This window comes from Sphingobium sp. B2D3A, assembly GCF_025961795.1.
Taxonomy (GTDB): Bacteria; Pseudomonadota; Alphaproteobacteria; order Sphingomonadales; family Sphingomonadaceae; genus Sphingobium.
In genome coordinates this window covers 3,054,457-3,075,148 of the sequence record NZ_JAOQOI010000001.1, presented here as the reverse complement: position 1 = coordinate 3,075,148, position 20,692 = coordinate 3,054,457, and the positions used below count along the sequence as shown (strand labels likewise).

Below are 20,692 nucleotides of genomic sequence, written 5' to 3'. Positions count from 1 at the left end.
CCCCTCGTGACTCACTTCCCCTTGGGAATGGCGAAAGCCCCAGCCTTGAGTCCGGCGGCGGCGCGGCCATAGCCGGTCATCGCCCGATCCCAGGTGAAGGCGAAGTGCTGCGCGCCGGAGTTCATGTCGCGGAACAAGCGCTGCATGGCGCTGCCATCATAGATGGCGCTGCCGCCCGATGCCTCGAAGATCCGGTTCGCAGCATGGCGTGCGCGCTGCACGCCCCACGCCCAGTTGCGCGAGATTTGCGCGCCCAGAAGCGGCGTGATCTCGGCGGGGTCGCGGGCCTCATCGACCATGCGGGCATCCTCGAGGATCAACGCCAGGGCAGCGTCGACCTCGGCGCCAATCTCCGCGATGCGGGCAAAGGTGGCGGATTGCTCGGCGACTTCCAGCGGATCGGCACCGTCCAGGCGCTTGCCGATATCCGCCGCAAAGCGCTGCACCATGCCCCGCGCCATGCCGAGTGGCGCGCCGACGATGGAGAAGGGCGCGATGTTGGAGAACGGCATGCGGTAAACCGCACCCTCATGCACCCGCGCACCTGGGGTGGAACCGGCCAGCATGTCGGCCAGGCTGCAACTGCGATGGGCAGGGATGAAGGCGCTGTCGATCTTGATCGAGCGGCTGCCCGTCGCGCGCATGCCCATGGTGAACCAGTCGTCGACGATTTCGATCTCGGACTTGGGCAGGACGAAGAAGCGCGGCTCCATGCGGCCATCGGCCTTCTTGACGACGTTGCCGATGATCACCCAGCTCGCATAATCGATGCCGGAGCAGAAGCGCCCGGCGCCACCGGTCAGCCGGTAGCCGCCATTTTCCTCCACGACCTCGCCACCGAGACGGAAGACGGTGCCGATGAGCGTGGTGGGATCGTCCATCACCTCGCGCTGCGCCTGCTCGGGGAACAGGTTGATGAGCCAGCTATGCCCAGCCAGTACGCCGAAAATCCACGCCGCCGAGCCTGACATAGTGCCGATCTCCGCCGTGACACGCACCAGATCGGCAAAGCCCAGCTCCGATCCGCCAAGGTTCCGCGGCATGACGATTCCGAACAGGCCCGTCTGGCGAATGGCATCGACCACATGCGGGGAGAGGCGCCGAGCGCTCTCCGACTCGGCATCCGCCGCCGCGATCTGCGGGAGCAGCGCCCGAATGCGCGCAATCGCATCCGCACTGGATTCGACGATCGGGTAACGGCCCGCAATATCCAACGTCGCAACGTCCGCGTTTGCCTGGCTCGCCATGTTCGTCATCCTTCCTCCATTGCGTTCATCTTCGGGGCTTCCGTCGGCTCATTGAGCGCCGCAGCCCCTTCTGCCCGCGATTGACCCGCGATGCAGGATTGTTATACAAATAGGTATCCGATAATGAGGCGGACATCAACACCCCACGTTGCCCGTCCGTGCAACGACCACAAAAGAGCATCGGCAGGAGAGCAGAGCATGGCAGAGATCGTTCTTGGTATCGGCACGAGCCATGGCCCAATGCTGGTCACCGAAACCGAGAGCTGGGGCCTGCGCGTGCCCGCCGACAAGGCCAACAAGCATGCGTGGAAGGGCGGCACTTGGACCTTCGATGAGCTAGTGGAAGCACGGGCCGGGGAGCGGCTGGGCGAGCAGACTGTCAAATCCGTGTGGGACGAGCGGCAGGCGCGCTGCCAGCAGAATATCGAGGCGCTGGCCGACCTTTTCGAGGAGGCGCGGGTGGACGTGGCCGTGATCGTCGGCAACGATCAGGACGAAATCTTTCGCAAGACGCTCAACCCTGCCTTCGCGGTGCATTATGGCGACACGATCACCAATTACGAGTTTACGCCGGAGCGGCTGAGCGAACTGCCGCCGGGCATCGCCCCATCGCTCAAGGGTTATATTCCCGCTGGCGGCGCGGATTATCCGGGCTGCCCGGACCTGGCGCTCAAGATCATCGAGCAGGCAATGGCGGATGAGTTCGACGTCGCCGCGATGTCTGCCATGCCCCGCCCGGAGGCGCCCCACGCCTGGGGGTTCGTCTATCGCCGCATCATGCGCGACCGACCCTGCCCGAGCGTGATGGTGACGGTGAACACCTTCTTCCCACCCAACCAGCCGGGCGTGCGGCGCTGCTACAAGTTCGGCCAGTCCCTGCTGGAAGCGATCCGCGGCTGGGACAGCGACAAGCGCGTCGCGCTGATCGCCAGTGGCGGTCTGACCCATTTCGTCATTGACGAAACGGTGGACAAGACGTTTCTCAACGCACTGGAAAGCAAGAATTTCGATCCGGTCTTCAACATGGGCGAAGAGACGTTCCGCGATGGCACGTCCGAGATGAAGAACTGGGTGCCGGTGGCCGGCGCGATGGCGCAGCTTGGGCTGGAGGGCCATGTGCTCGATTATGTGCCCTGCTATCGCAGCGAGGCCGGGACGGGCAATGCGATGGGGTTCGTTTACTGGAAGTAACCCCGGGCGAGGGCGGCCGGCGCCGCCCGCCTAGCCTCAGTGCGTCCAGTCGAGCGTCAGGCTTTGGAAATGCCAGCGTAATTGCGCTGGCGTCGCGCCATCCACATCATTGACCCGCCGCAGCACGGCTTCGCCTTCCATGCGCACTGGTCGCCCATCGCGATCCTTGCCGGTGATCGCGACGGGCGCCGTGTAGTAGCTGGAGCCCGCCGCGCCCTCCATCGTGCCGTCCGGCATTGCGACCATGATATTGGAGAGGTCGGCAAAGAGCGCCGCGAACGCGCTCTTACTCCACTTTTCCTTGTCCGCTGGCGCGAGCAACGCCCAGGCCTGATCGAACGCGCGCTGCTCGATCGCGCGCGCGAAGGAGATCAGCACGTTGCGCGCGCCTTTCACGGTGCGTTCCGCTTCCGGTGTGAGCACCGGCGGGGTGAAGTCGGGCGCAGCGGCGCGGTTGCTAGCCGCACCTGCTTCTTCGGCGACCGGAGGCTCGGTTGGACCTCCCGCGTTGATCGCTGCCGGGCTGCCCGCGTTGGAAGGATCGATGGTCTGATTTTCTCTCGGCGGCGCCCCGCCGCAGGCCGCGAGCGAGAAGGCGGGAATTAGGAGGATGAGTTTGGCGCTGTTCATGGCCAAAGAACCCGCAAGGCCAGCTGGCCGTTCCCGGCCTGGCGGTGCGGCGTTCTACCGCAGCAACGCTTCCCGCAGCACTTCCGCCGCCTCCCGGGGGCGGTCTTCCATGCCGACCAGATCATGGGCGCGGTGGACCAGATCGCGCAGATGATGAAGCTGCTCGGAATCATAATGCGTGTCGCCGCCGGCCTTGAGGGCGATGTCGATCAGCCGCCAGAGTTCGTCCAGCTCGCTCTCGCGGTAGATGCATTGTTCGGCGCCACTGCTGCGCTGTAGCCGGTCGGCCAGCGTCTGGATCGTCAGGTCCGAGAAGTTCTCCACCGGCAGAATATCGTCCAGGTCCACGCAGTATCTCCAGTTCAGTGCGGCGGCTGCTCCGCCTTATCGGGCCGGCGCGCCTGCCGGCAACTTTTGGGTAGTGACTTTTCGAGCGAGCCACGATATTTATATCTTATTGTCTAACAATGTCAGGTGCGTCAAATGCTCTCTCACGAAGATAACGAGCTCCTTTGCAGGATCGGTCCCGGCACGCCGATGGGTGAGTTGATGCGCCGCTTCTGGATGCCGGCCCTGCTGACTCAGGAGTTGCAGGCAGACGGCAAGCCGGTGCGCATCAAGCTGCTCGGCGAAGAGCTGGTCGCCTTCATGGATAGCGAGGGGCGGATCGGCCTGCTGGATGAGCATTGCCCGCATCGCGGCAGCTCGCTGGCGTTGGGCGTGAACGGTGAGTGCGGCCTGCGCTGCCTGTTCCATGGCTGGAAGTTCGATGTGACCGGTCAGTGCGTGGACACGCCGGCCGAGCCGGAAAATTCCAAGCTGGCCAAGGCAATGCGGGTCAAGGCCTATCCCACGCGCGTCGCGGGCGGCATGGTGTGGACCTATATGGGGCCGAAGGAGAAGGAGCCGGTCTTCCCGCACTTCCCCTGGTTCGATATGCCGCCGGGCAGCTGCGAGGCCTTCAAGGTCATCTACGAGTGCAACTACGCGCAGGCGCTGGAAGGCGCGGTCGACAGCTCGCATGCGGGCATCCTGCACCGCGACAGCGCGTGGGATCAGCCGGCGAAATGGCCGCACGAGAAGGATCTGCGGCCCAAGCTTGAGATCGAATATACCCGCTACGGCATGCGCTATTGCGCCGTCCGCAACGATGGCGAGCAGAAGCAGGGCCGCATGACGCAGGTGCCGCTGCCCTTCTACACCTTCATTCCGCCCGATGGCCCCAAGGCGCCGGAATTCCGCCGCAATCGCCGGCTGGTCAATGCCTTCGTGCCGCGTGACGACTACACCACCTGGCACATCCAGTTCTTCTACGATCCCGGCCAGACCATTGACCGCGAGCACCGCATGGGCGAGGCGAACACGCCGCATGACGAACAGTTCTTCAAGACCAACGGCATGTCGGTCTGGTACAATCAGGATCGCGAGATGATGCGCAACCAGAACATGTCCGGCATTGTCGGTGTGGCGTTGCAGGATCATGCCGTGAGCGAGACGATGGGCAAGATCGCCGACCGCTCGAAAGAGCATCTCGGGCGCTCGGACATGGCTGTCGTGGCGTTCCGGCGCATGATGTTGAAGGCGGCGCGGCGGCTGGCGGAGACCGGAGAGATGCCGGAAGCCGATCAGGGCCAGTTCGACTGGGGTCAGATCACGGCCGAGACCTTCAACTTCGAATCGACGCAGAAGTGGCAGGACATCCAGCCGCTCGGCGATGATCTCCAGCCGGTGGGCGCAGCAGCCTGATGGCGCATTTTCTGGTCGAGTATCGCGAGCTTGGCGCCGCCGAGCTTCGCGAGGCCAAGCGGCCCGAGCATATCGCCTATCGCAAGGGGTTCGGGCCAGCCATGCCGCTGACCGGCCCCCTGCTGGACGAGGATGAGCGCCCCATCGGCAGCGTCGTCATCATCGAGGCTGCCGATCTCGACGCCGCGCAGGCGGCGGCTCAGGCCGACCCCTATGTCGCGGCGGGCGTGCTGGAACTGGTCTCGGTCCGGCGGTTCCGGATCGCCGCGATGAAACCGCCTACGGCCTAGCCGGCGACAGGCCGATCAGCCGACGAAATCGTAGCGATAGGCGTCGCCATCACTGCGAACATGACCGACGGAATTGCCCCTGAAATGCGCGGGGCAGCATAAAGTGTCGGTATCCGCCAGCCGTGCGAGCAGCGACTGGCGCACCTGCGCGGCGGCGTTGCCGTCGTCATCGAACATCAGCTGCAGGTCGGGCCGCAGGAGCTGGACGGGGTGGTGGATCACATCGCCCCAGAATGTCGCCGCCGCGCCGCCGCCCTGCGCGTGGACAAGGCAACTGCCCGGCGAGTGACCATAGGCGGGCTCCAGCCACACGCCATCGCCGATCTCCTTGAACGCCGCGCGGGGATCGTCGGTATCGACGATATCGGCCAGTCCGGCTTCCACCACCGGCAGGACCGAATCCTCATAGGCCTCGCGATGGGGCGGAATATCCTGCTGGGTTGACCAATGATCATAATCGCGCTTGCCGAAGATGTAGCGCGCATTGGGGAAGGTCGGCACCCAACGGCCATTCTCCAGCCGTGTGTTCCAGCCGACATGGTCCATGTGAAGATGGGTGCAGAGCACCATGTGAATATCCTGCGGGCGCAGGCCGAGCTTCGACAGATTCTCGAGATAGGGCGTGTCGAGCATGTGGATGTCGGGCACGCTGCGCGCCTTGCAATTGCCGTTACAGCTGTCGATCAGGATGTTCTGGCCATCGAGCTGGACGACGAAGCTGTGCATGCTGAGCGTGACGAGGGAGGTCGCCGGGTCGCCGGTCAGGCTGTCATCGCGGTACCATTGCGCAAGGCCGGCGAGATCATCCGCCGTCACCTGCGGGAAGATCATCGCCAGCGGCATGGCCGCCTCCATTTCCATGACGCGACTGATCGTCATCCGGCCCAGAGTCTGCGGCGTCATGAGAAATCCTAATACATGATTGCCTAGCAATTCATGCGCGTTACAAGGGCGCTGTCAACTCGAATCGACGCAATTCGGGTGGGGTCGCGGAGCGGGAGAAGACAGTATGTTCAAGCCAATGGTGGTTTCTGCCCGGATGCTGCTCGGCATCTTCAGCCTGCTGAGCGGTCTCAACTGGTTCTTTGGGTTCATGCCGCTACCGAGCATCTACATGCCGCTCGATGCACCGATGAAACATGTGGTGATCACCGAGATGATCCGCACGGGCTGGATGTTCCAGATGGCCAAGGTGGTCGAAATCCTGCTGGGCCTGTCGCTGGTTTTCAACCGGGGCGTCCCGCTGATGCTGGTGGTCGCCTTCCCGGTGATTTTCGGCACCTTCATGCTCGATGCCCTGATCCTCGATGATATCTGGGGCTGGATACAGGGCACGGTGACCAATGCGCAGGTGCTCGCCGCCATCGGCGACATGATCATCGGCGGCCTGTGCGTGCTGCTGATCCATCTTTGGCTGATCTGGTGCTACATTGATTATTATCGACCCATGCTTGCCTGGAAAGCGACGCCGAAGGAGGCCGGGCTATGACCGTGCAGACCACATCGCCTCGCGAGGCCCGGTCCAAGAGCCGGCGCTGGCTGCGGATCGCCTTCTATGCGTTCGGCTGGTTCGCCATCGCGCTGCAGGCCTATAATTTCTATCTGTTTGTCGGCCTGATCGGAAAGTAGCCTCGCCGTCAGGGCCGGGCGGGCTCGCGCGCCAGATCCGCCGATAGCTCCTCCAGCGAGCGGCCGCGCGTCTCGACCATCATGAACAGGGTGAAGACCAGCTGCAGCACCATCATGAAGGCGAAGAAGCCGAAGATCCATACCGGCGCGACGCTGGCGAGCACGGCGGGCATGATCAGGGTGAGGGCGGCGGCGAGCACCCAATGCGTGCCGGTGCCGAGCGCCTGACCCGTGGCGCGGGCATTGTTCGGGAAGATTTCCGAGATGTAGACCCAGATGATCGCGCCCTGGCCAATGGCATGGGCAGCGATGAACAGGAAGATGAAGACCGGCACCAGCGTATAATGCGCGCTGGCGAAGCCATAAGCGACCATGGCCAGCGAGACGATGTAGCCGACCGAGCCGATCAGCATCAGCTTCCGGCGCCCGGCACTGTCGATCAACGCCATGCCGACGAGCGTGAAGACCAGATTTACTACGCCGACGCCCACCGTGGCGTATAGCGTGGCGCTCGCCTCCGCGCCGGTCAGGCCGAAGATGCGGGGTGCATAATAGATGATCGCGTTGATGCCGGAGAGCTGGTTGAAGAAGGCGACCAGGAAGGCGAGCATGATCGGGCGGCGCAGATGCCCGTCGAAGAAGCGGCGCAGTGTCATCCGGCTTTCGCCAGCGGGGTCGGCCGTGGCGCGGATCGCCTGGATATCGCCGCCGGCCATCGCCAGCACGCGCCGCGCCTCGGCTTCATTGCCCTTGTGGAGCAGCAGCCAGCGCGGACTCTCCGGCAGCACGACGGTGGCGAGCAGGAAGAGCGCAGCGGGAATGGCCGGGATGGCGAGCATGATCCGCCAGTCCGCCGGGTGTGCGCCGCTGATCAGCGCGTTGGAGACATAGGCGATGAGAATGCCCAGCACGATCATCGTCTGGAATAGGATACCCAGCCGGCCGCGCCAGGCCGGCGGGGCAATCTCCGAAATATAGGCGGGCGCGGCGATCGAGGAAGCGCCGATGGCGAGGCCGCCGATAATGCGGAAGGCCATGAACGACCACGGGTCCCACGCCAGTGCCGATCCGATGGCGGAGACCAGATAGAGGATGCCGATCCAGATCAGCGTCGGCTTGCGGCCATAGCGATCGCTGGGGATCGCGCCGAACAGGGCGCCGACCACCGTGCCCCACAGGGCAGAGGATATGGCGAGCCCGTGCATCGCGCTGCCCATCGACCAGGTCCGCTGAATGGCCATTTCCGCGCCTGAAATCACTGCGGTGTCGAAACCGAACAGCAGGCCGGCCAGCGCCGCCGTGAAAGCCCAGAGCGAAATAGAGCGATTGGGCATGGCGCGTCTCCTGTCCGGTTAGCGGTCGGTCAATTTATGCAGAAGAACGCTGGTGCCGATCTCGCTTTGTTATACGATCATGAATAAAGATGATTCGCAATGGATTGCAAGATGAGGATTGAGGAGAGCGATGATGCCCCCATTTCAAAGGCCTGACGCCAAGCTAGCTGCGCGGTTTTCCGGGGGCAAGGCGCTTTTCGCGCTCGGTGCTCTGGGCTTGCTGCTGGCCGGGTGCAACGGGGCCGCGCCGGATGCGCAGAACAATTCGGCCGCGGCGAATGCGAGCACGGTACAGACCGGCGATCTCAAGCTCACTTATGCCATGCCGCAGGCCAAGGGTGAGGAGATCGCGTACCGGGTCTTTCTGCCATCAAACTGGCGGGCGGACCGGCACTGGACGATGGTGCTCATTCTGCATGGCTATGGCAGCACGGCGGATGGCCCCTTTGACGATGCCGGGGGTGCGCTTCAGCGGGAGGCGGAAAAGCATGGCTTCGTGGTGGTCTCGCCCAATGGCTATAATGGCATGGCCGATTATGGCGCCAATCTCCCGCTCCCCTCGGCGCTGCCTGACATGGGGAAGAAAGCGACGATGACGCCGGAGCAGCAATCCGCGCTGGCCGAGGCGGACGTGCGCAACGTGCTGGCCAAGGCGATGGCGGATTATAATATCGATCCGCGCCGTGTGTATCTGATGGGCAATTCCATGGGCATGACCGGCGTGCTGCATTTCGCCCAGACCGATCCGCAGCGTTGGTGCGCCATCTCCGCGAGCGGCGGGCCGCCCTGGCCGGACTATCCGGTCGAGCAGCTGAAGCCCATTTCCAGCGTGCTGCTGGTGCATGGCGGCAGAGATGATCGCGCGAACGCATCCGACACGCAGACGCTGACGGAACGCCTGAAAGCTGCCGGCGTCGATGCGCGGATGGAATTGATCCCCGAGGGCACGCATGGCGACGCCTGGGTGCGCTATCTGCCGCAGACGCTCGACTTCTTCGCGACCCATGATTGCGCGAGCGGGGGCCGGGCCAATGGTTGATCGCATGAGGAAGATCGCCGGGAGAGGCCGCTTGCTGGCAGCCCTGATGGTGGCCGGCACGCTCGTGGCAGCGCCCACTTCAGCTCAGGCGCAGGGGGCCTCAGTGGAGACACCGCGCGTCGAGACGACCTATGGTCCCGTCGTCGGTACGCGCGATGATAGCGTGCTGGCGTTCAAGGGCGTGCCCTATGCAGCCGCGCCGACCGGTGACCTGCGCTGGCGGCCGCCTGCAGCGCCGGCGGGCTGGACCAGGCCGCGGCAGGCGACAACCTTTGCGCCAGCCTGCCCCGGTGGGCTGCCGGCGCGCAAGGATACGTCCGAGGATTGCCTCTATCTCAATGTCTGGACGCCGCAGATGGGCGCGCAGGCCAAGCGCCCGGTGATGGTGTGGATCTATGGCGGCGGCTTTCGCGGTGGATCGACTGCGCTGCCGATCTTCGATGGACGCGCGCTGGCGCAGCAGGGCGTGGTGCTGGTGAGCTTTGGCTATCGGGTCGGCGCGCTCGGCTTCCTCGCCACGCGGGAGCTGAGCGCTGAATCGCCCCATGGGGCCTCGGGCAACTACGGGGTTCTCGATGCCGTTGCCGCGCTGCGCTGGGTGCAGGAGAATATCGCTGCCTTCGGGGGCGATCCGCAGAATGTGACGGTGTTCGGCCAGTCTTCCGGCTCCGAGACAGTCAACATCCTCACCGCCTCGCCGCTCGCCAAGGGGCTGTTCGCCAAGGCCATCGGCGAATCCGGCTCGTCCTTCGGGGTGCGGGCGGCCTTGCCGCTGCGAAAGGCCGAGGCCCTGGGCAAAGCGTTCATGGCGGAACGCAACGTGACCAGCCTCGCCGCCTTGCGCAAGCTGCCCACGGACAAGCTGCTGATCCCGGACGACCAGAAATATGAGCCCAATGTCGATGGCTGGCTGCTGCCCCGCAGCGTGCGTGAGATCTATCTGGCCGGGGCGCAGAATGATGTGCCGATGATCATCGGTGGCACCACGCAGGAATTCGGGCGCCCGCCCGAGATTAGCCGGGAGGCGCTGAATGATGGCTTGCGGGCCGAATATGGTCCGCTGGCGCCCGCTATCGCCGCCGCCATCGGTGCGGATGGGCAGGCCAATCCCACCGATGCCCGCTGGCGCCTGACCAATGTCGAATGGGGCAATTTCACCGCCGCGATGTGGTCTGGCCTGCAGACCAAGACCGGCCGGGCGCCTGTCTATCGCTATGTCTTCGATTATGCGCCGCCCCAGCCGGCCGGGCGCCCCCGCACGGCCCATCATGGTGCGGAGCTGGCCTATATCTTCGGCAATTATCAGCCCGCCGGGCGGGCGCTCGACGCCGAGGAGCAGATGATCCATCGTCTGCTGAGCGGATACTGGCTGAACTTCGCGCGCACCGGCAATCCCAACGGAGCCGGTCTGCCGCAATGGCCCGCTCATGGCGTGCCGGCCCATGTCGCGCTGCGCTTCGGCGCGGAGGGCGCTGCGCCAATCGGCGAGCGCGAGCCGGTGCTGCTCGACCTCATCGACCGGCATTATCACGGCGAGAGCGGGGAAGCGGATCAGACCATAAAACCGCGCTGAACGCGAAGGTATCGGAGAGGGGAAGGCTTATGCGGACAGGTTGGATCAAGCGGCTGGCACGACTCGCGGCGGGTGCCATGCTCGCTTGTGTCAGCAGCGCCTCGCTTCAGTCGCAACCGGCGAAATCCCCGATGCCGCCGGTCCATTTCACGCCGCTGCCCGTGCGGCCGGTCGTGATGCCGGTCATGGCCTGCGACGCCTTGCCCGCCGAGGATCTGCTGACCATCGAGGGCGCGCCGGCGCGGATCAGCAGCGCGACACTGGAGACGCGCGACAATGGCGTGGCCTTCTGCCGGATCAAGGGCATGATCGCGCCGCAGATTCAGTTCGAGCTGCACCTGCCTATGGAAACCTACACCGGTCGCTACCTGCAGGGTGGCTGTGGCGGGGCCTGCGGCGTGATCTATCAGACGGTGTCGCCCTCCTGCGATAATCAGACGGCCTTCAGCGGCGCATTTGCCGTGAGCTTCAACAATAGCGGCCATGTCGGGCCGGACGCGCGTGATACGCTCTGGGCCGCCCATGCCCCGCAATTGCGGGCGGATTTCGCTTATCGGGCGGCGCATGTGACGGCGCGTGTCGCCAAGGAGATCATCGCCCGCTTCTACGGACGCAAGCCGGCTTACTCCTACTTCATGGGCTGCTCCAATGGCGGGCGCGAGGCCATGATGGAAGCGCAGCGCTATCCTGAGGATTTCGACGGCATCATCGCAGGCGCGCCCGCTTTGTCGATCACGCCGGGCGTCGTCCGCATCATCCATGAGTCTCAGGTTGCCAGGGGTGCGGATGGCCAACCCATTCTGACGCCGCAATCCACCCAATTGCTTCATCGGGCAGTGATGGCGGCATGCGACGGCCTTGATGGCCTCAAGGATGGCCAGATCGACAATCCCCGTCGCTGCCGGTTTGATCCACGTACGCTGGTCTGCAAGCCGGGGCAGCGGACCGATTGCGTGTCGGCGCAGCAGGCCGAGACCATGCACCGGCTTTACGAAGGGCCGAGGGATGCAGAGGGCCGGCCCTTGTTCTTTGGCGGCGAGCCTTACGGCTCCGAATTGCTGTGGACCGGGCCGGGCAGTTTCGTGGCCGACGGCTATCAATTGGCGGCGAACCAGATCAAGTTCATGATCTACAATGGCGAAACCCATCAGGATTTCGACTGGCGCACATGGAAGCCCGATGCGGCGGCCCTGGCCGACCTGATCGAGAAGGGCGGCTATTATAACGCCAGCAATCCCGATCTCGCGGCATTCAAGGCGCGCGGTGGCAAGCTGATCATGTGGCAGGGCGAGGCGGACAATGCCGCAGGATCATGGCTACTGCCGGACTATTATCAGCGCGTCCGGAACGCGATGGGCGGCTTTGCCGGGACCGATCCGTTCATGCGGGTCTACATGTTCCCCGGCGTCTATCACTGCGCTGGCGGCTATATCGGCTATCAGCACGACCTGCTCGGGCCGATGGTCAATTGGGTGGAGCGGGGCGCGGCGCCCGGTGCGGTGGAAGGCGCTGCCATTCTGAAGGATGGCACAGTCCGCCGCCGCCCGACCTATCCGTTCCCGGTGCAGATACGCTATACGGGCCGGGGGGACATCAACGCCGCCAGCAGCTTTGCGCCGGTGCCCATCGCCAAGGATCATGACGACCGGTTCGACTGGGTGGGCGCCGGCATGGAGGCTGGCCCGCCGCCGGCTCCTTACTGACATGCGGCGCAGAGGGGAGACCGCTGCGCCGCATTCCCCCCGCTACTTGCCGAGCTTCTTGTCGAAGAAGTTGACGATGACCTTGTAGGCATCCTGCGATTCCGGGATGACCGGATTGTAGAAGAAGCCATGGAACAGGCCGTCCCACACATGCAGGTCGGCATCGGCGCCGGCCTTCACCATCTGGCCATGTGAGTAGACTGCGGAGCTCAGTTCAAAGGCCCGCGTGCCGGTGATGAACAGCGTCGGCGGGAACTTGGCGAGCAGTTCGAGCGAGTTGGCCGGTGCGGCCAGCGGGTCCTTGATGTCCACCTTCTCAAGATATTGGAGCGGCGGCAGACCCTTGCCGAGCGGCGGCGGCGGTTCCGCCGGCGGGTTCGCCTCGCCGATGGCGGCGGTGGTATAATGCGCGTCGCCGCCGAAGCCGGGGCCTTTCTCCAGCGTCATGCCGGCACAGAAAATGCCGATGGCGCCGGGCATGGGGAGTTTCTCCTTATCGAACCAGGCCATCGCCATGCCAACGAGCATGCCACCCGCCGAGCAGCCATAGATGCCGATATCAGCCGGCTTGTAGCTCTTGAGCAGTTCGCGATAGACGCTGGCGACATCCTCGCTGGCAGCCGGGAAGCGATATTGCGGCGCCTGGCGATAATCGATCGTGATGACCTTATAGCCACCGAGCGACGCGATCGGCATCGATTCCAACTCGGCGCAACCCGGGTAGCAGCCGCCGAAGCCGCCGCCATGCAGGTTGAGCAGAATGCGCTTCTGGTTCTGCGGCTTGACCCCTTGCGTAGGCGTGTAAGTGATGGCGGGCACGCCTGCGATGGTCGTTTCCTGCCGGACCAGCGGGAACATCGCCTTGGCCGAGGCCATATAGGGCTTCATGAAGAAGGGGACGCCATTTTCCGGCAGCGTCTTCGATTCACGGTCCTGCATGTCGTGCAGATGCTCGGCCAGATAGGCCTTGGCTTCATCGGTCAGGAAACTGGAAACCGGTACGCTCATCGCGGGCACATGCACTGTGCCGTCGGCATCGATCTTCACTGGATTGCTGTCCGCCTTGTCAGCCGTTTGGGCCGGTGCGGCGGCGGGGAAGGCCAGCGCGACCACCGATGCGCCCGTAAGCGCCACTAGTCGCGACCACAGGCTGTACGCCGGGCGTTTGGCGAATGATTCTCCCATATAAACCTCTCATTTAGTCTGGTTTTTTGTGCCGCATCGCAAATTGGCATCTGGAATTGTTAGACTCACATGAATACAATCGATTGTAAAGGGGCCGTCCAAATCGGTCTTTTTGCTGGTCGAGGGAGAGTGGATATGGTCGGTCTGGCGCAGGGTAAGGGCGGGGTGCGGGCGCTTGCTGGCTTAGGAGCAGTGGCACTGGTGGCGGGCTGTCATCCTGTAGCGTCAGGAACGGAGGCGCAGATGCCGATGGTCCAGCAACTCAGCACCGGCGGCGCGGCCTTTTCCGCCTCGGTGCCGGAGATCGCGGTCGACCCCGCTGACCCGCAGCGCGTCGCGGTCATCTGGCGGGATCTGGCCATGACAAGACCTGGCGAACCCGCCGGCGAGCGGGGCATGCAGTGCCACCTTTCGCTGTCCAAGGACGGTGGGCGCAGCTTCGATACCCAGCCGCTGGTCTGGACGATGGCCGACACGCCCGTGTGCAACTCGCCTTATGTGGACATTGGTCCGCAGGGCGAGTTGCTGATCGGCGCGACGCTGGCGGGCGTGCTGCCGCAGAACGCGCCGGAGGGCGAGCATGCGTCAGGGCGGGTAGTCATGCGCCTTTCGACCGACTGGGGCCATAATTGGTCCCCGATCTCCAGCGGCATCGCGACGGGGGAAGAGGCGCGGTTCGAGGCCAATGCCACGGTCCCGGCCGAAGCGACGCATGTGCCATGGGACGGGGGGCGCGGCGTGATCGACGCGGTGAGCGGGGAAATCATCCTCTCCGGCGGCTATCCGGCCCCGCCGGGCGAGGCGCTGCGCTCGCAGCGCTTCTACACCGTCTCGAAGGATCGCGGCAAAAGCTGGGGGCCGATCCGCGCCTTTGGTGCGCCCGGCTGGCCGCAGCGCTGGGACGGGCATTATGTCGTCGCCCACGGTACGCTTGCCTACAGCTATCTGGCGGAAGCCGTGCCGGTCGATGGCGTCAAGTGCTTGTGCGTGGTCTTCGCCACCAGCGCGGATGGCGGAGCGACGGTGCAGCGGCACCTCGTCACACAGGTCGAATATTTCGACCGGCTGGTCCATTATCCGCCGATCGCCGCGCATCCGGCCCATGCTGGGCAATATGCGCTCGCGCTGGCGTCCGACAACGCGGGGACGCCAGCGGTGCGCATCACGCGGGATGGCGGCGCCCACTGGCAGACATTGGATGGCCCGGCCGCGCCTGAAGGTGTGCTGCGGTCGTCGCGGCCGGCGCTGGCCTATACGCCCGGAGGCGTGCTGGGGCTGCTCTGGCGGGGCTATCATGCCGACGGCAGCTATGACCTCTATATCGCGGCCTCTACCGATGGTGAGCGCTTCGGACCGGTGCAGCGCGTCTCGCCCGCCTCATCCCGCGTGCCGGACGCGCTGGTGAAGGACTATTCCGCAGGCGGGGACTTCATCAGCAGTCTAGGCGCCGGGAGGGACGCGTTTCACGCCGCCTGGACAGGCTGGCCAGCAGGCGCGGCAGGGCAGGTGATATATGCGCGCGTTCCGCTGGCACCGCTGCTGGGCGACCTACCGCCGCCGAACAAATAAGATCGTTAGTCAAAACTAAATTCAAAATGTTGACACGATGCAGGGGAAGGCCCTAGCATGACCATCAGCGCTCAAGGCGTGAGGGGGACGAAGTGCCTCCTGCCTGATCCTGCGCTGGAGGGGATGCATCGATGGGGCACCAGGCAAAGATCGTCGCGGCGATACTGATCTGCATCGCGGGCTTTTCGTTCAATCTGCTGAGCTTTGATTCCTTCATCTTCTTCGGCCTGCCGATGGTGGCCGGTGTTGCGGTGGCCTGGGCGAACACGCGCCGCCATGCCGACTGGCGGACGATTGACCAGGCGACCGATGTGATGCGCATCTACTTTGGCGGGCATCTGCTCTGGTCGTGCCTGCGCTTCTGGTTCACGGACATGCAACCCTCCGGGGCGCCCATGCATCCGATTGCGGGGCCGTTCGTTGCCTCGCTCTTTGCGACCGGCATTTTCCCGGCGGTCAAGGTGCTGGAGGGAATTGTCGGCGTAATGCTGCTGAGCAACCGTTTCGTTCCGCTGGCCCTCGTGCTGGAAGTGCCGACGAGCATGACGGTGTTCTATCTCAACACCTTCATCACTGCGCGGCTTAGTGGCCTGCTCACCGGGCCGACCGAATTGGGCGTAAACGTGCTGCTGATGCTCGCCTATTTCCAGCATTACCGCCCGATGCTGCGCGTAAAGCCGCGCGCTGCGCCGCCTTGGGAACGCGAGGATCGCCTTGACGACAAGGCTCAATATAGTTATACAAAATCAAATAATATTTAATATACCGATGAATTCGGCGGTCTGGCGAGGTGCCAGTCGCTCAGGCATCCCGGCCATGATCGGGAGCAAGGGGAGGGAGATGAGATGAAGGCACGGAATTTTTCTGTCCGCGAACGGACGGGTCTGAAACTGGCGGTCTCCGCTTCGGCTCTGGTGTTGGCGGCGCTCGGCGCAGCGCCCGCCATGGCGCAGCAGGATGCATCGCCGCAGCAGGGCAGTTCCACGGATGCCGCGGATGCCGCGATCATCGTGACCGGCACGCGCATCAAGGGCGTCGCGCCGGTCGGGTCGCCGGTCATCCCGGTCGGTCGCGAGGAGATCGAGAAGCTCGGCGTCAGCACCACCAACGACGCACTCCGCAAGCTCCCCCAGATCGTCAACTTTGGCGGCAATAACGAGCAGCAGGGTGGATCGATCATCCAGAACACCTCGCTCAATTCCTTCGCTGCGAAGTCGATCAACCTGCGTGGTCTGGGCACGGCCTCGACGCTCAGCCTGGTGAACGGCCACCGTGTCGCCCCGCAGGGCGCCAATGGCCAGCTCTTCGACGCCGATAACATCCCCGCCATCGCGCTGGAGCGCATCGAAGTGGTCGCGGACGGCGGCTCGGCCATTTACGGGTCGGATGCGGTCGGCGGTGTCGTCAACTTCATTATGCGCCGGCCGGACAATGTGTTCGAGGTGCAGGCCCGCGCCGGTTTTGCCGACTCCGTCGAGGAGTATATCGGCTCGGTCGCCTTCGGGCGGCGCTGGTCCAGCGGCGGCTTCTTCCTCGCCTACGAGTATCAGAACCGCACCGCGCTGGAAGCCGCCGACCGGCCGAACCTGTATAACAGCGACCTCTCGCCTTATGGCGGCGCGCCCAACCCGGTGCTCACCAATCCCGGCAATGTTCAGTTCGGGTCGAGCTTCTATGGTATTCCCGCCGGGCAGAATGGCACGAACGTGACGCTGGGCAAGCTGACGGCGACGCCCAATCGCGAGAATGCATGGATCGGCGCCGATGCCATTCCTTCCGGCAAGCGGCATACGGTGGTCGGCACCTTCCGCCAGGATTTCGACGATAACGTGACGTTCGTGGCCGACGGACTGTTCTCGCGGCGCGAACTCACCAACCGTGGCATTGCCTCGACGGCGACGCTTTCGGTGCCGAACACGAACCCGTTCAGCCCGTGCGCGCCCGGCAAGGTGGACGATAGCGCCACGCTCAATTGCCCGGCCAATGGCACGCTGACCGTGCCTTACAGCTTCCTTGAGGATCTGGGTCCGCTCACGATCACCGGCTACGAGCAGATCTGGTCGCTCTCTGGCGGGCTGGAGATGAAGCTGAGCAACGACTGGAACGCCAACGTCAACGCCTATTACAGCGAGAACAAGGGCTACAGCCTGGCGACCAACCAGCTCAACACCAACGGCCTCAACCGCGCCTTGGGTGCCACCGTGGCCGGCACCACCAAGCCGGCGAGTGTGCCGTTCTTCAATCCGTTCTGCGACGGGCAGCAGTTCGATTGTAATTCCGAGGCGACTCTGGCGCTCTTCCGCGCGCAGACGGAACTTGAAGTGTTCAATCGCAGCTATGGCGGCTCGGCCAATATCGGCGGCTCACTCTTCCGCCTGCCGGGCGGTGACGTGCGCGTCTCGGTCGGCGGTGAGATCCGCTTCGACTATCTGTTCGGCAACGGCCAGCTCTCCAACACGCGCACTGCGAATGTCGATACCTTCGCCGGCGTGCCGACCTCGAACGAGCGCGACGTGCGTTCGGTCTACGCAGAAGCCTATGTGCCGCTGTTCGGCCCCGACAATGCTCGGCCGGGCCTGGAGAAGCTCGAGTTCAACGCCGCCGTCCGCTACGATCGCTATAGCGACGTCGGCTCGACGACCAATCCGCGCTTCGGTGTGACCTACGCCCCGGCATCCGGCATCCAGTTCCGCGGCAGCTATGGCACGTCGTTCCGCGCACCCTCGCTGGTCGACGTCAACAAATATGCCACCGCCGGCTTCCTGCCGCGCACCGGCAGCGGCTCGGCCGTCGGCCTGTCGCCCGCTGCGGGCTCGTTCCAATATGTCTATCCGATTGGCGGCAATCCGGACCTGAAGCCGGAGACGGCCACGACCTGGTCGCTGGGCATGGACCTGACGCCGGAGTTGGCCAAGGGCTTTAACTTCAGCCTGACCTACTACAATATCGTCTACAAGGATAAGGTCGACACGGCCGCCTACAACGCCCCCATCGGCGCGGTGCTGAACTCGGGCGCCTATGACGATTTCATCGTGTTCAACCCGGTCTACTTCCCGAACAAGACCAACCAGACGCTGGCCCAGTATGTCGCGTATTGGAACCAGATCACGGCCGATCCGCAATTGCCGGTGCTGGGCCTGGTCGATCCGACGACCGTCATCGCCATTGTCGACGCGCGCCGCAATAACAGCGGCGTGGTGGAAACGGACGGCTTCGACGTCTCGCTCGACTATACACTCTACGGCAATGGCATCGATTTCCGCTTCGGCGCCCGGGCCAACTATGTCCTCCACTACAAGACCTCGCCGGTTCCCGGCGTTGCGCTCAAGGATGAGGTGAACCACTTTGGCTATCCGGCGCGCTTCACCGGCAAGGTAGAAGCGGGCGTGGACATCGGCGGCTTCTCCGGTACCGTGTTCCTCAACTATGTGAATTCGCGCACGATCACGCGCGACTTCCTGCCGGCGGCCGTGCCTGATCAGTATCAGAATATCGATCCGATCACGACGGTGGACCTCAGCCTGCGCTACAATTTCGACGAAACCGGATCGATGATCACCAATGGTCTGGCGGCATCGCTGAACGTGCTCAACGTGTTCGATGCCGATCCGCCGCTGGTGGTGAATGCGGGTGGCGCCACGCCGATCCGGTTCGACTCCAGCTATTCCAGCTCGATGGGCCGGTACATCTCGTTCCAGCTCTCGAAGAAGTTCTAACGGCTGAGGGGGGCGCCCGGACGAAGCCCAAGGGCTTCGTCCGGTCCGTCAGTTGCACCGGAGGCGATCCGCCATGGCACCCAGCACAGTCGCTTCGCCCACCGGTGGGCGCACGACCTTCGGCATTGTCGTCTATGCCTGCCAGTTTCTCTATGGCGGCTGGTTCCTGTTCCACGGGCTGAACTACTGGCTGGAATTCTATCTGGACCGGTCGATCCAGCCCGGGCCGGGTCTCGTGCCTGAACTGGCAGAATCCGGCGTGATGGCGCTGGTCAAGGCGCTGGAAGTCACCATTGGCCTGGCCCTGCTGCTCGATCTGTTCGCGGCGCTGGCGGTTGTCGCCGCCTGGCCGATCACGTTGATGATTGCGTTCGTCACGGCATCGCATGGCCGTCCGTTCGGCATGGGTGTGGCGGCCGTCATTATCGGGCTGAACGCGGTCATGTCTTTCGGCTATCTCCACCGCTATCGTCCGATGCTGGCGTGGAGCGCAGGTCCGCCCGGCGGTTCAACCGCCGCGCAGGGCTCGCGCATGGTGCCCGCGCGGCACGGCCTCGCCGCGCTTGTCGGCATAGCCGCAGCTATCGGCATCACCTACCTCACTGTCTATCTTCGGCGCTGAGCCGGTATGAGGTCCATCCGCCTCTCGCTGCTCGCCTGCCTGCTGGCGACGCTGCCGCTTTCTGCTGCGTCCGGGCAGGAGAGCGCCGCTGCAACGCAGCCGCTCGTCATTGCGCGGCAAGGCAATTTTTTCGTCGGCGGACATGAGGCGCAGACGCCGGACGGGCCGGTGATCGCCGGCGCCATGTATGTCGAATATCAGATCCCGGCCCAGCAGACGCATCCCTATCCCTTGATATTCTTCCACGGCGGCGCCTCCAGCGGGGCGAGCTTCTGGAGTACGCCGGATGGCCGCGAGGGCTGGGCGACGCTGTTCTTGCGCAAGGGCTATGCCGTCTATGTGGTGGATCGCCCGACGCTCGGCCGCTCGCCGCATTATGAGGCGGTCGATGGGCGCAAGCTGATGCCTCCCGCCGGACTTCCCGCGCGGGAAGGGCAGGCGGCACCGCCCCCGCCGACCAGTAAGCCGGCGCATCTGCCCGGCACAAACGCCCCTGACGATCCGGCCACCGCCTACATGCGTCGCGCGCGCCAATCGACCATCGAGGTGCCCTTCGGCGCGCCCGGCGATGCCCTGGCGGTCAGCGTTTATGTCGACCGGCTGGACCGGGAGGCGGGCGCCGCGCTGCTGGACAGGATCGGCCCCGCCATTCTCGTCACGCATTCGCGGGCGGGGACGACAGGCTGGCAGATCGCAGATGCCCGGCCCGGTCTTGTGAAAGCCATCGTCGCCGCCGAACCGAATGGCCCGCCTTTTTACAACGCCCCGCCGATGGGCGCGCCGGGCGATCCGGTCGCGCGGCCCTTCGGCATCACTTATGCTGGCCTGCGCTTCGATCCGCCGGTCACCGATCTGCGCGACTTCGGGCCGCTCACGCAATTGCCGCCGGAGGATGGCCACAGGGTGGGCTGCTGGACGGTGGCGGGCAAAATGCCGCGGCTGGTCAATCTGGCGCAGGTGCCGGTGATCGTGCTGGTCGGCGGCGCATCCTATCATGCCGGTTACGATCACTGCACCGCGCAGTTTCTGGAGAAGGCGGGCGTATCCGTCGACCTCGTCCCGCTCGACGCGCATGGGTTCGTCGGCAACACCCATGGCTTCCCGACCGAGACCAACAATCATCTGATCGCCGATTTCATTGCCCGCTGGCTGGCGAAGCGCGACCTTTAGAACAAGCTGGGTCGCCGGTGCTGGAGCCCATCGCGGCAGCTTGGTTCG

The 20,692-nt window shown here is 64.4% G+C and carries 19 protein-coding genes; 13 read left to right on the top strand and 6 right to left on the bottom strand.

The window, feature by feature from the left end; genetic code table 11:
• Positions 1-11: 11 nt before the first annotated feature.
• Positions 12-1,247, bottom strand: coding sequence for an acyl-CoA dehydrogenase family protein (locus M2337_RS14290; protein ID WP_264570789.1), 1,236 nt, complete (start codon positions 1,245-1,247; stop codon positions 12-14).
• Positions 1,248-1,445: 198 nt separating this feature from the next.
• Here M2337_RS14290 and M2337_RS14285 point away from each other — a divergent pair, with 198 nt between their 5' ends.
• Positions 1,446-2,438, top strand: coding sequence for a protocatechuate 3,4-dioxygenase (locus M2337_RS14285; protein WP_264570788.1), 993 nt, complete (start codon positions 1,446-1,448; stop codon positions 2,436-2,438).
• A gap of 36 nt (positions 2,439-2,474) precedes the next feature.
• Here the strand turns inward: M2337_RS14285 and M2337_RS14280 are convergent, their stop codons facing one another.
• Positions 2,475-3,068: a hypothetical protein gene (locus M2337_RS14280; RefSeq protein WP_264570787.1), complete on the bottom strand. Its 594-nt coding sequence runs from the start codon at positions 3,066-3,068 to the stop codon at positions 2,475-2,477.
• 54 nt (positions 3,069-3,122) lie between these two features.
• Entirely contained in the window at positions 3,123-3,416 is a 294-nt protein-coding gene (locus M2337_RS14275; RefSeq protein WP_181560119.1) for a hypothetical protein, read from the bottom strand.
• Between the two features lie 189 nt (positions 3,417-3,605).
• Between M2337_RS14275 and M2337_RS14270 the strand changes: the two genes are divergently transcribed.
• Together M2337_RS14270 and M2337_RS14265 are read left to right on the top strand one after the other, a co-directional pair.
• Positions 3,606-4,814: an aromatic ring-hydroxylating dioxygenase subunit alpha gene (locus M2337_RS14270; protein WP_264570786.1), complete on the top strand. Its 1,209-nt coding sequence runs from the start codon at positions 3,606-3,608 to the stop codon at positions 4,812-4,814.
• Positions 4,814-5,104, top strand: a complete 291-nt coding sequence (locus M2337_RS14265) for a YciI family protein (RefSeq protein ID WP_181560117.1) — start codon at positions 4,814-4,816, stop codon at positions 5,102-5,104. The genes M2337_RS14270 and M2337_RS14265 overlap by 1 nt, the downstream gene beginning before the upstream one ends.
• Before the next feature lie 15 nt (positions 5,105-5,119).
• Here the strand turns inward: M2337_RS14265 and M2337_RS14260 are convergent, their stop codons facing one another.
• Positions 5,120-6,007, bottom strand: a complete 888-nt coding sequence (locus M2337_RS14260) for an MBL fold metallo-hydrolase (RefSeq protein ID WP_264570785.1) — start codon at positions 6,005-6,007, stop codon at positions 5,120-5,122.
• A gap of 106 nt (positions 6,008-6,113) precedes the next feature.
• Between M2337_RS14260 and M2337_RS14255 the strand changes: the two genes are divergently transcribed.
• Both M2337_RS14255 and M2337_RS14250 read left to right on the top strand, forming a co-directional pair.
• Positions 6,114-6,593 (top strand): hypothetical protein, encoded by a 480-nt coding sequence (locus tag M2337_RS14255; RefSeq protein WP_264570784.1) that lies wholly within the window; start codon positions 6,114-6,116, stop codon positions 6,591-6,593.
• Positions 6,590-6,733, top strand: a complete 144-nt coding sequence (locus M2337_RS14250) for a hypothetical protein (protein WP_264570783.1) — start codon at positions 6,590-6,592, stop codon at positions 6,731-6,733. Before M2337_RS14255 ends, M2337_RS14250 begins: the two co-directional genes overlap by 4 nt.
• Positions 6,734-6,741: 8 nt before the next feature.
• Here the strand turns inward: M2337_RS14250 and M2337_RS14245 are convergent, their stop codons facing one another.
• The gene (locus M2337_RS14245; RefSeq protein WP_264570782.1) at positions 6,742-8,067 is read right to left on the bottom strand and encodes a sugar porter family MFS transporter; all 1,326 of its coding nucleotides are present in this window, start codon (positions 8,065-8,067) and stop codon (positions 6,742-6,744) included.
• A gap of 130 nt (positions 8,068-8,197) precedes the next feature.
• On the opposite strand from M2337_RS14245, the gene M2337_RS14240 reads away from it, so the two are divergent.
• Genes M2337_RS14240 through M2337_RS14230 form a run of 3 tightly spaced genes read left to right on the top strand, consistent with a single transcriptional unit; the run spans position 8,198 to position 12,382 of the window.
• Entirely contained in the window at positions 8,198-9,106 is a 909-nt protein-coding gene (locus M2337_RS14240; RefSeq protein WP_264570781.1) for a dienelactone hydrolase family protein, read from the top strand.
• Positions 9,107-9,137: 31 nt separating this feature from the next.
• Entirely contained in the window at positions 9,138-10,679 is a 1,542-nt protein-coding gene (locus M2337_RS14235; protein ID WP_264570780.1) for a carboxylesterase/lipase family protein, read from the top strand.
• 29 nt (positions 10,680-10,708) lie between these two features.
• The gene (locus tag M2337_RS14230) at positions 10,709-12,382 is read left to right on the top strand and encodes a tannase/feruloyl esterase family alpha/beta hydrolase (RefSeq protein ID WP_264570779.1); all 1,674 of its coding nucleotides are present in this window, start codon (positions 10,709-10,711) and stop codon (positions 12,380-12,382) included.
• 42 nt (positions 12,383-12,424) lie between these two features.
• On the opposite strand, the gene M2337_RS14225 is transcribed toward M2337_RS14230, so the two are convergent.
• Positions 12,425-13,567: an alpha/beta hydrolase gene (locus M2337_RS14225; RefSeq protein WP_264570778.1), complete on the bottom strand. Its 1,143-nt coding sequence runs from the start codon at positions 13,565-13,567 to the stop codon at positions 12,425-12,427.
• Between the two features lie 135 nt (positions 13,568-13,702).
• Here M2337_RS14225 and M2337_RS14220 point away from each other — a divergent pair, with 135 nt between their 5' ends.
• From M2337_RS14220 to M2337_RS14200, 5 genes are all read left to right on the top strand, one after another.
• Positions 13,703-15,136, top strand: a complete 1,434-nt coding sequence (locus M2337_RS14220; RefSeq protein ID WP_264588604.1) for a sialidase family protein — start codon at positions 13,703-13,705, stop codon at positions 15,134-15,136.
• 131 nt (positions 15,137-15,267) lie between these two features.
• Entirely contained in the window at positions 15,268-15,897 is a 630-nt protein-coding gene (locus M2337_RS14215) for a hypothetical protein (RefSeq protein WP_264570776.1), read from the top strand.
• Between the two features lie 84 nt (positions 15,898-15,981).
• On the top strand, positions 15,982-18,852 hold the full coding sequence (locus tag M2337_RS14210) for a TonB-dependent receptor domain-containing protein (protein WP_264570775.1): 2,871 nt from the start codon (positions 15,982-15,984) through the stop codon (positions 18,850-18,852).
• A gap of 73 nt (positions 18,853-18,925) precedes the next feature.
• On the top strand, positions 18,926-19,474 hold the full coding sequence (locus tag M2337_RS14205; RefSeq protein ID WP_264570774.1) for a hypothetical protein: 549 nt from the start codon (positions 18,926-18,928) through the stop codon (positions 19,472-19,474).
• Positions 19,475-19,480: 6 nt separating this feature from the next.
• The gene (locus M2337_RS14200) at positions 19,481-20,644 is read left to right on the top strand and encodes a hypothetical protein (RefSeq protein ID WP_264570773.1); all 1,164 of its coding nucleotides are present in this window, start codon (positions 19,481-19,483) and stop codon (positions 20,642-20,644) included.
• Positions 20,645-20,692 lie beyond the last annotated feature (48 nt).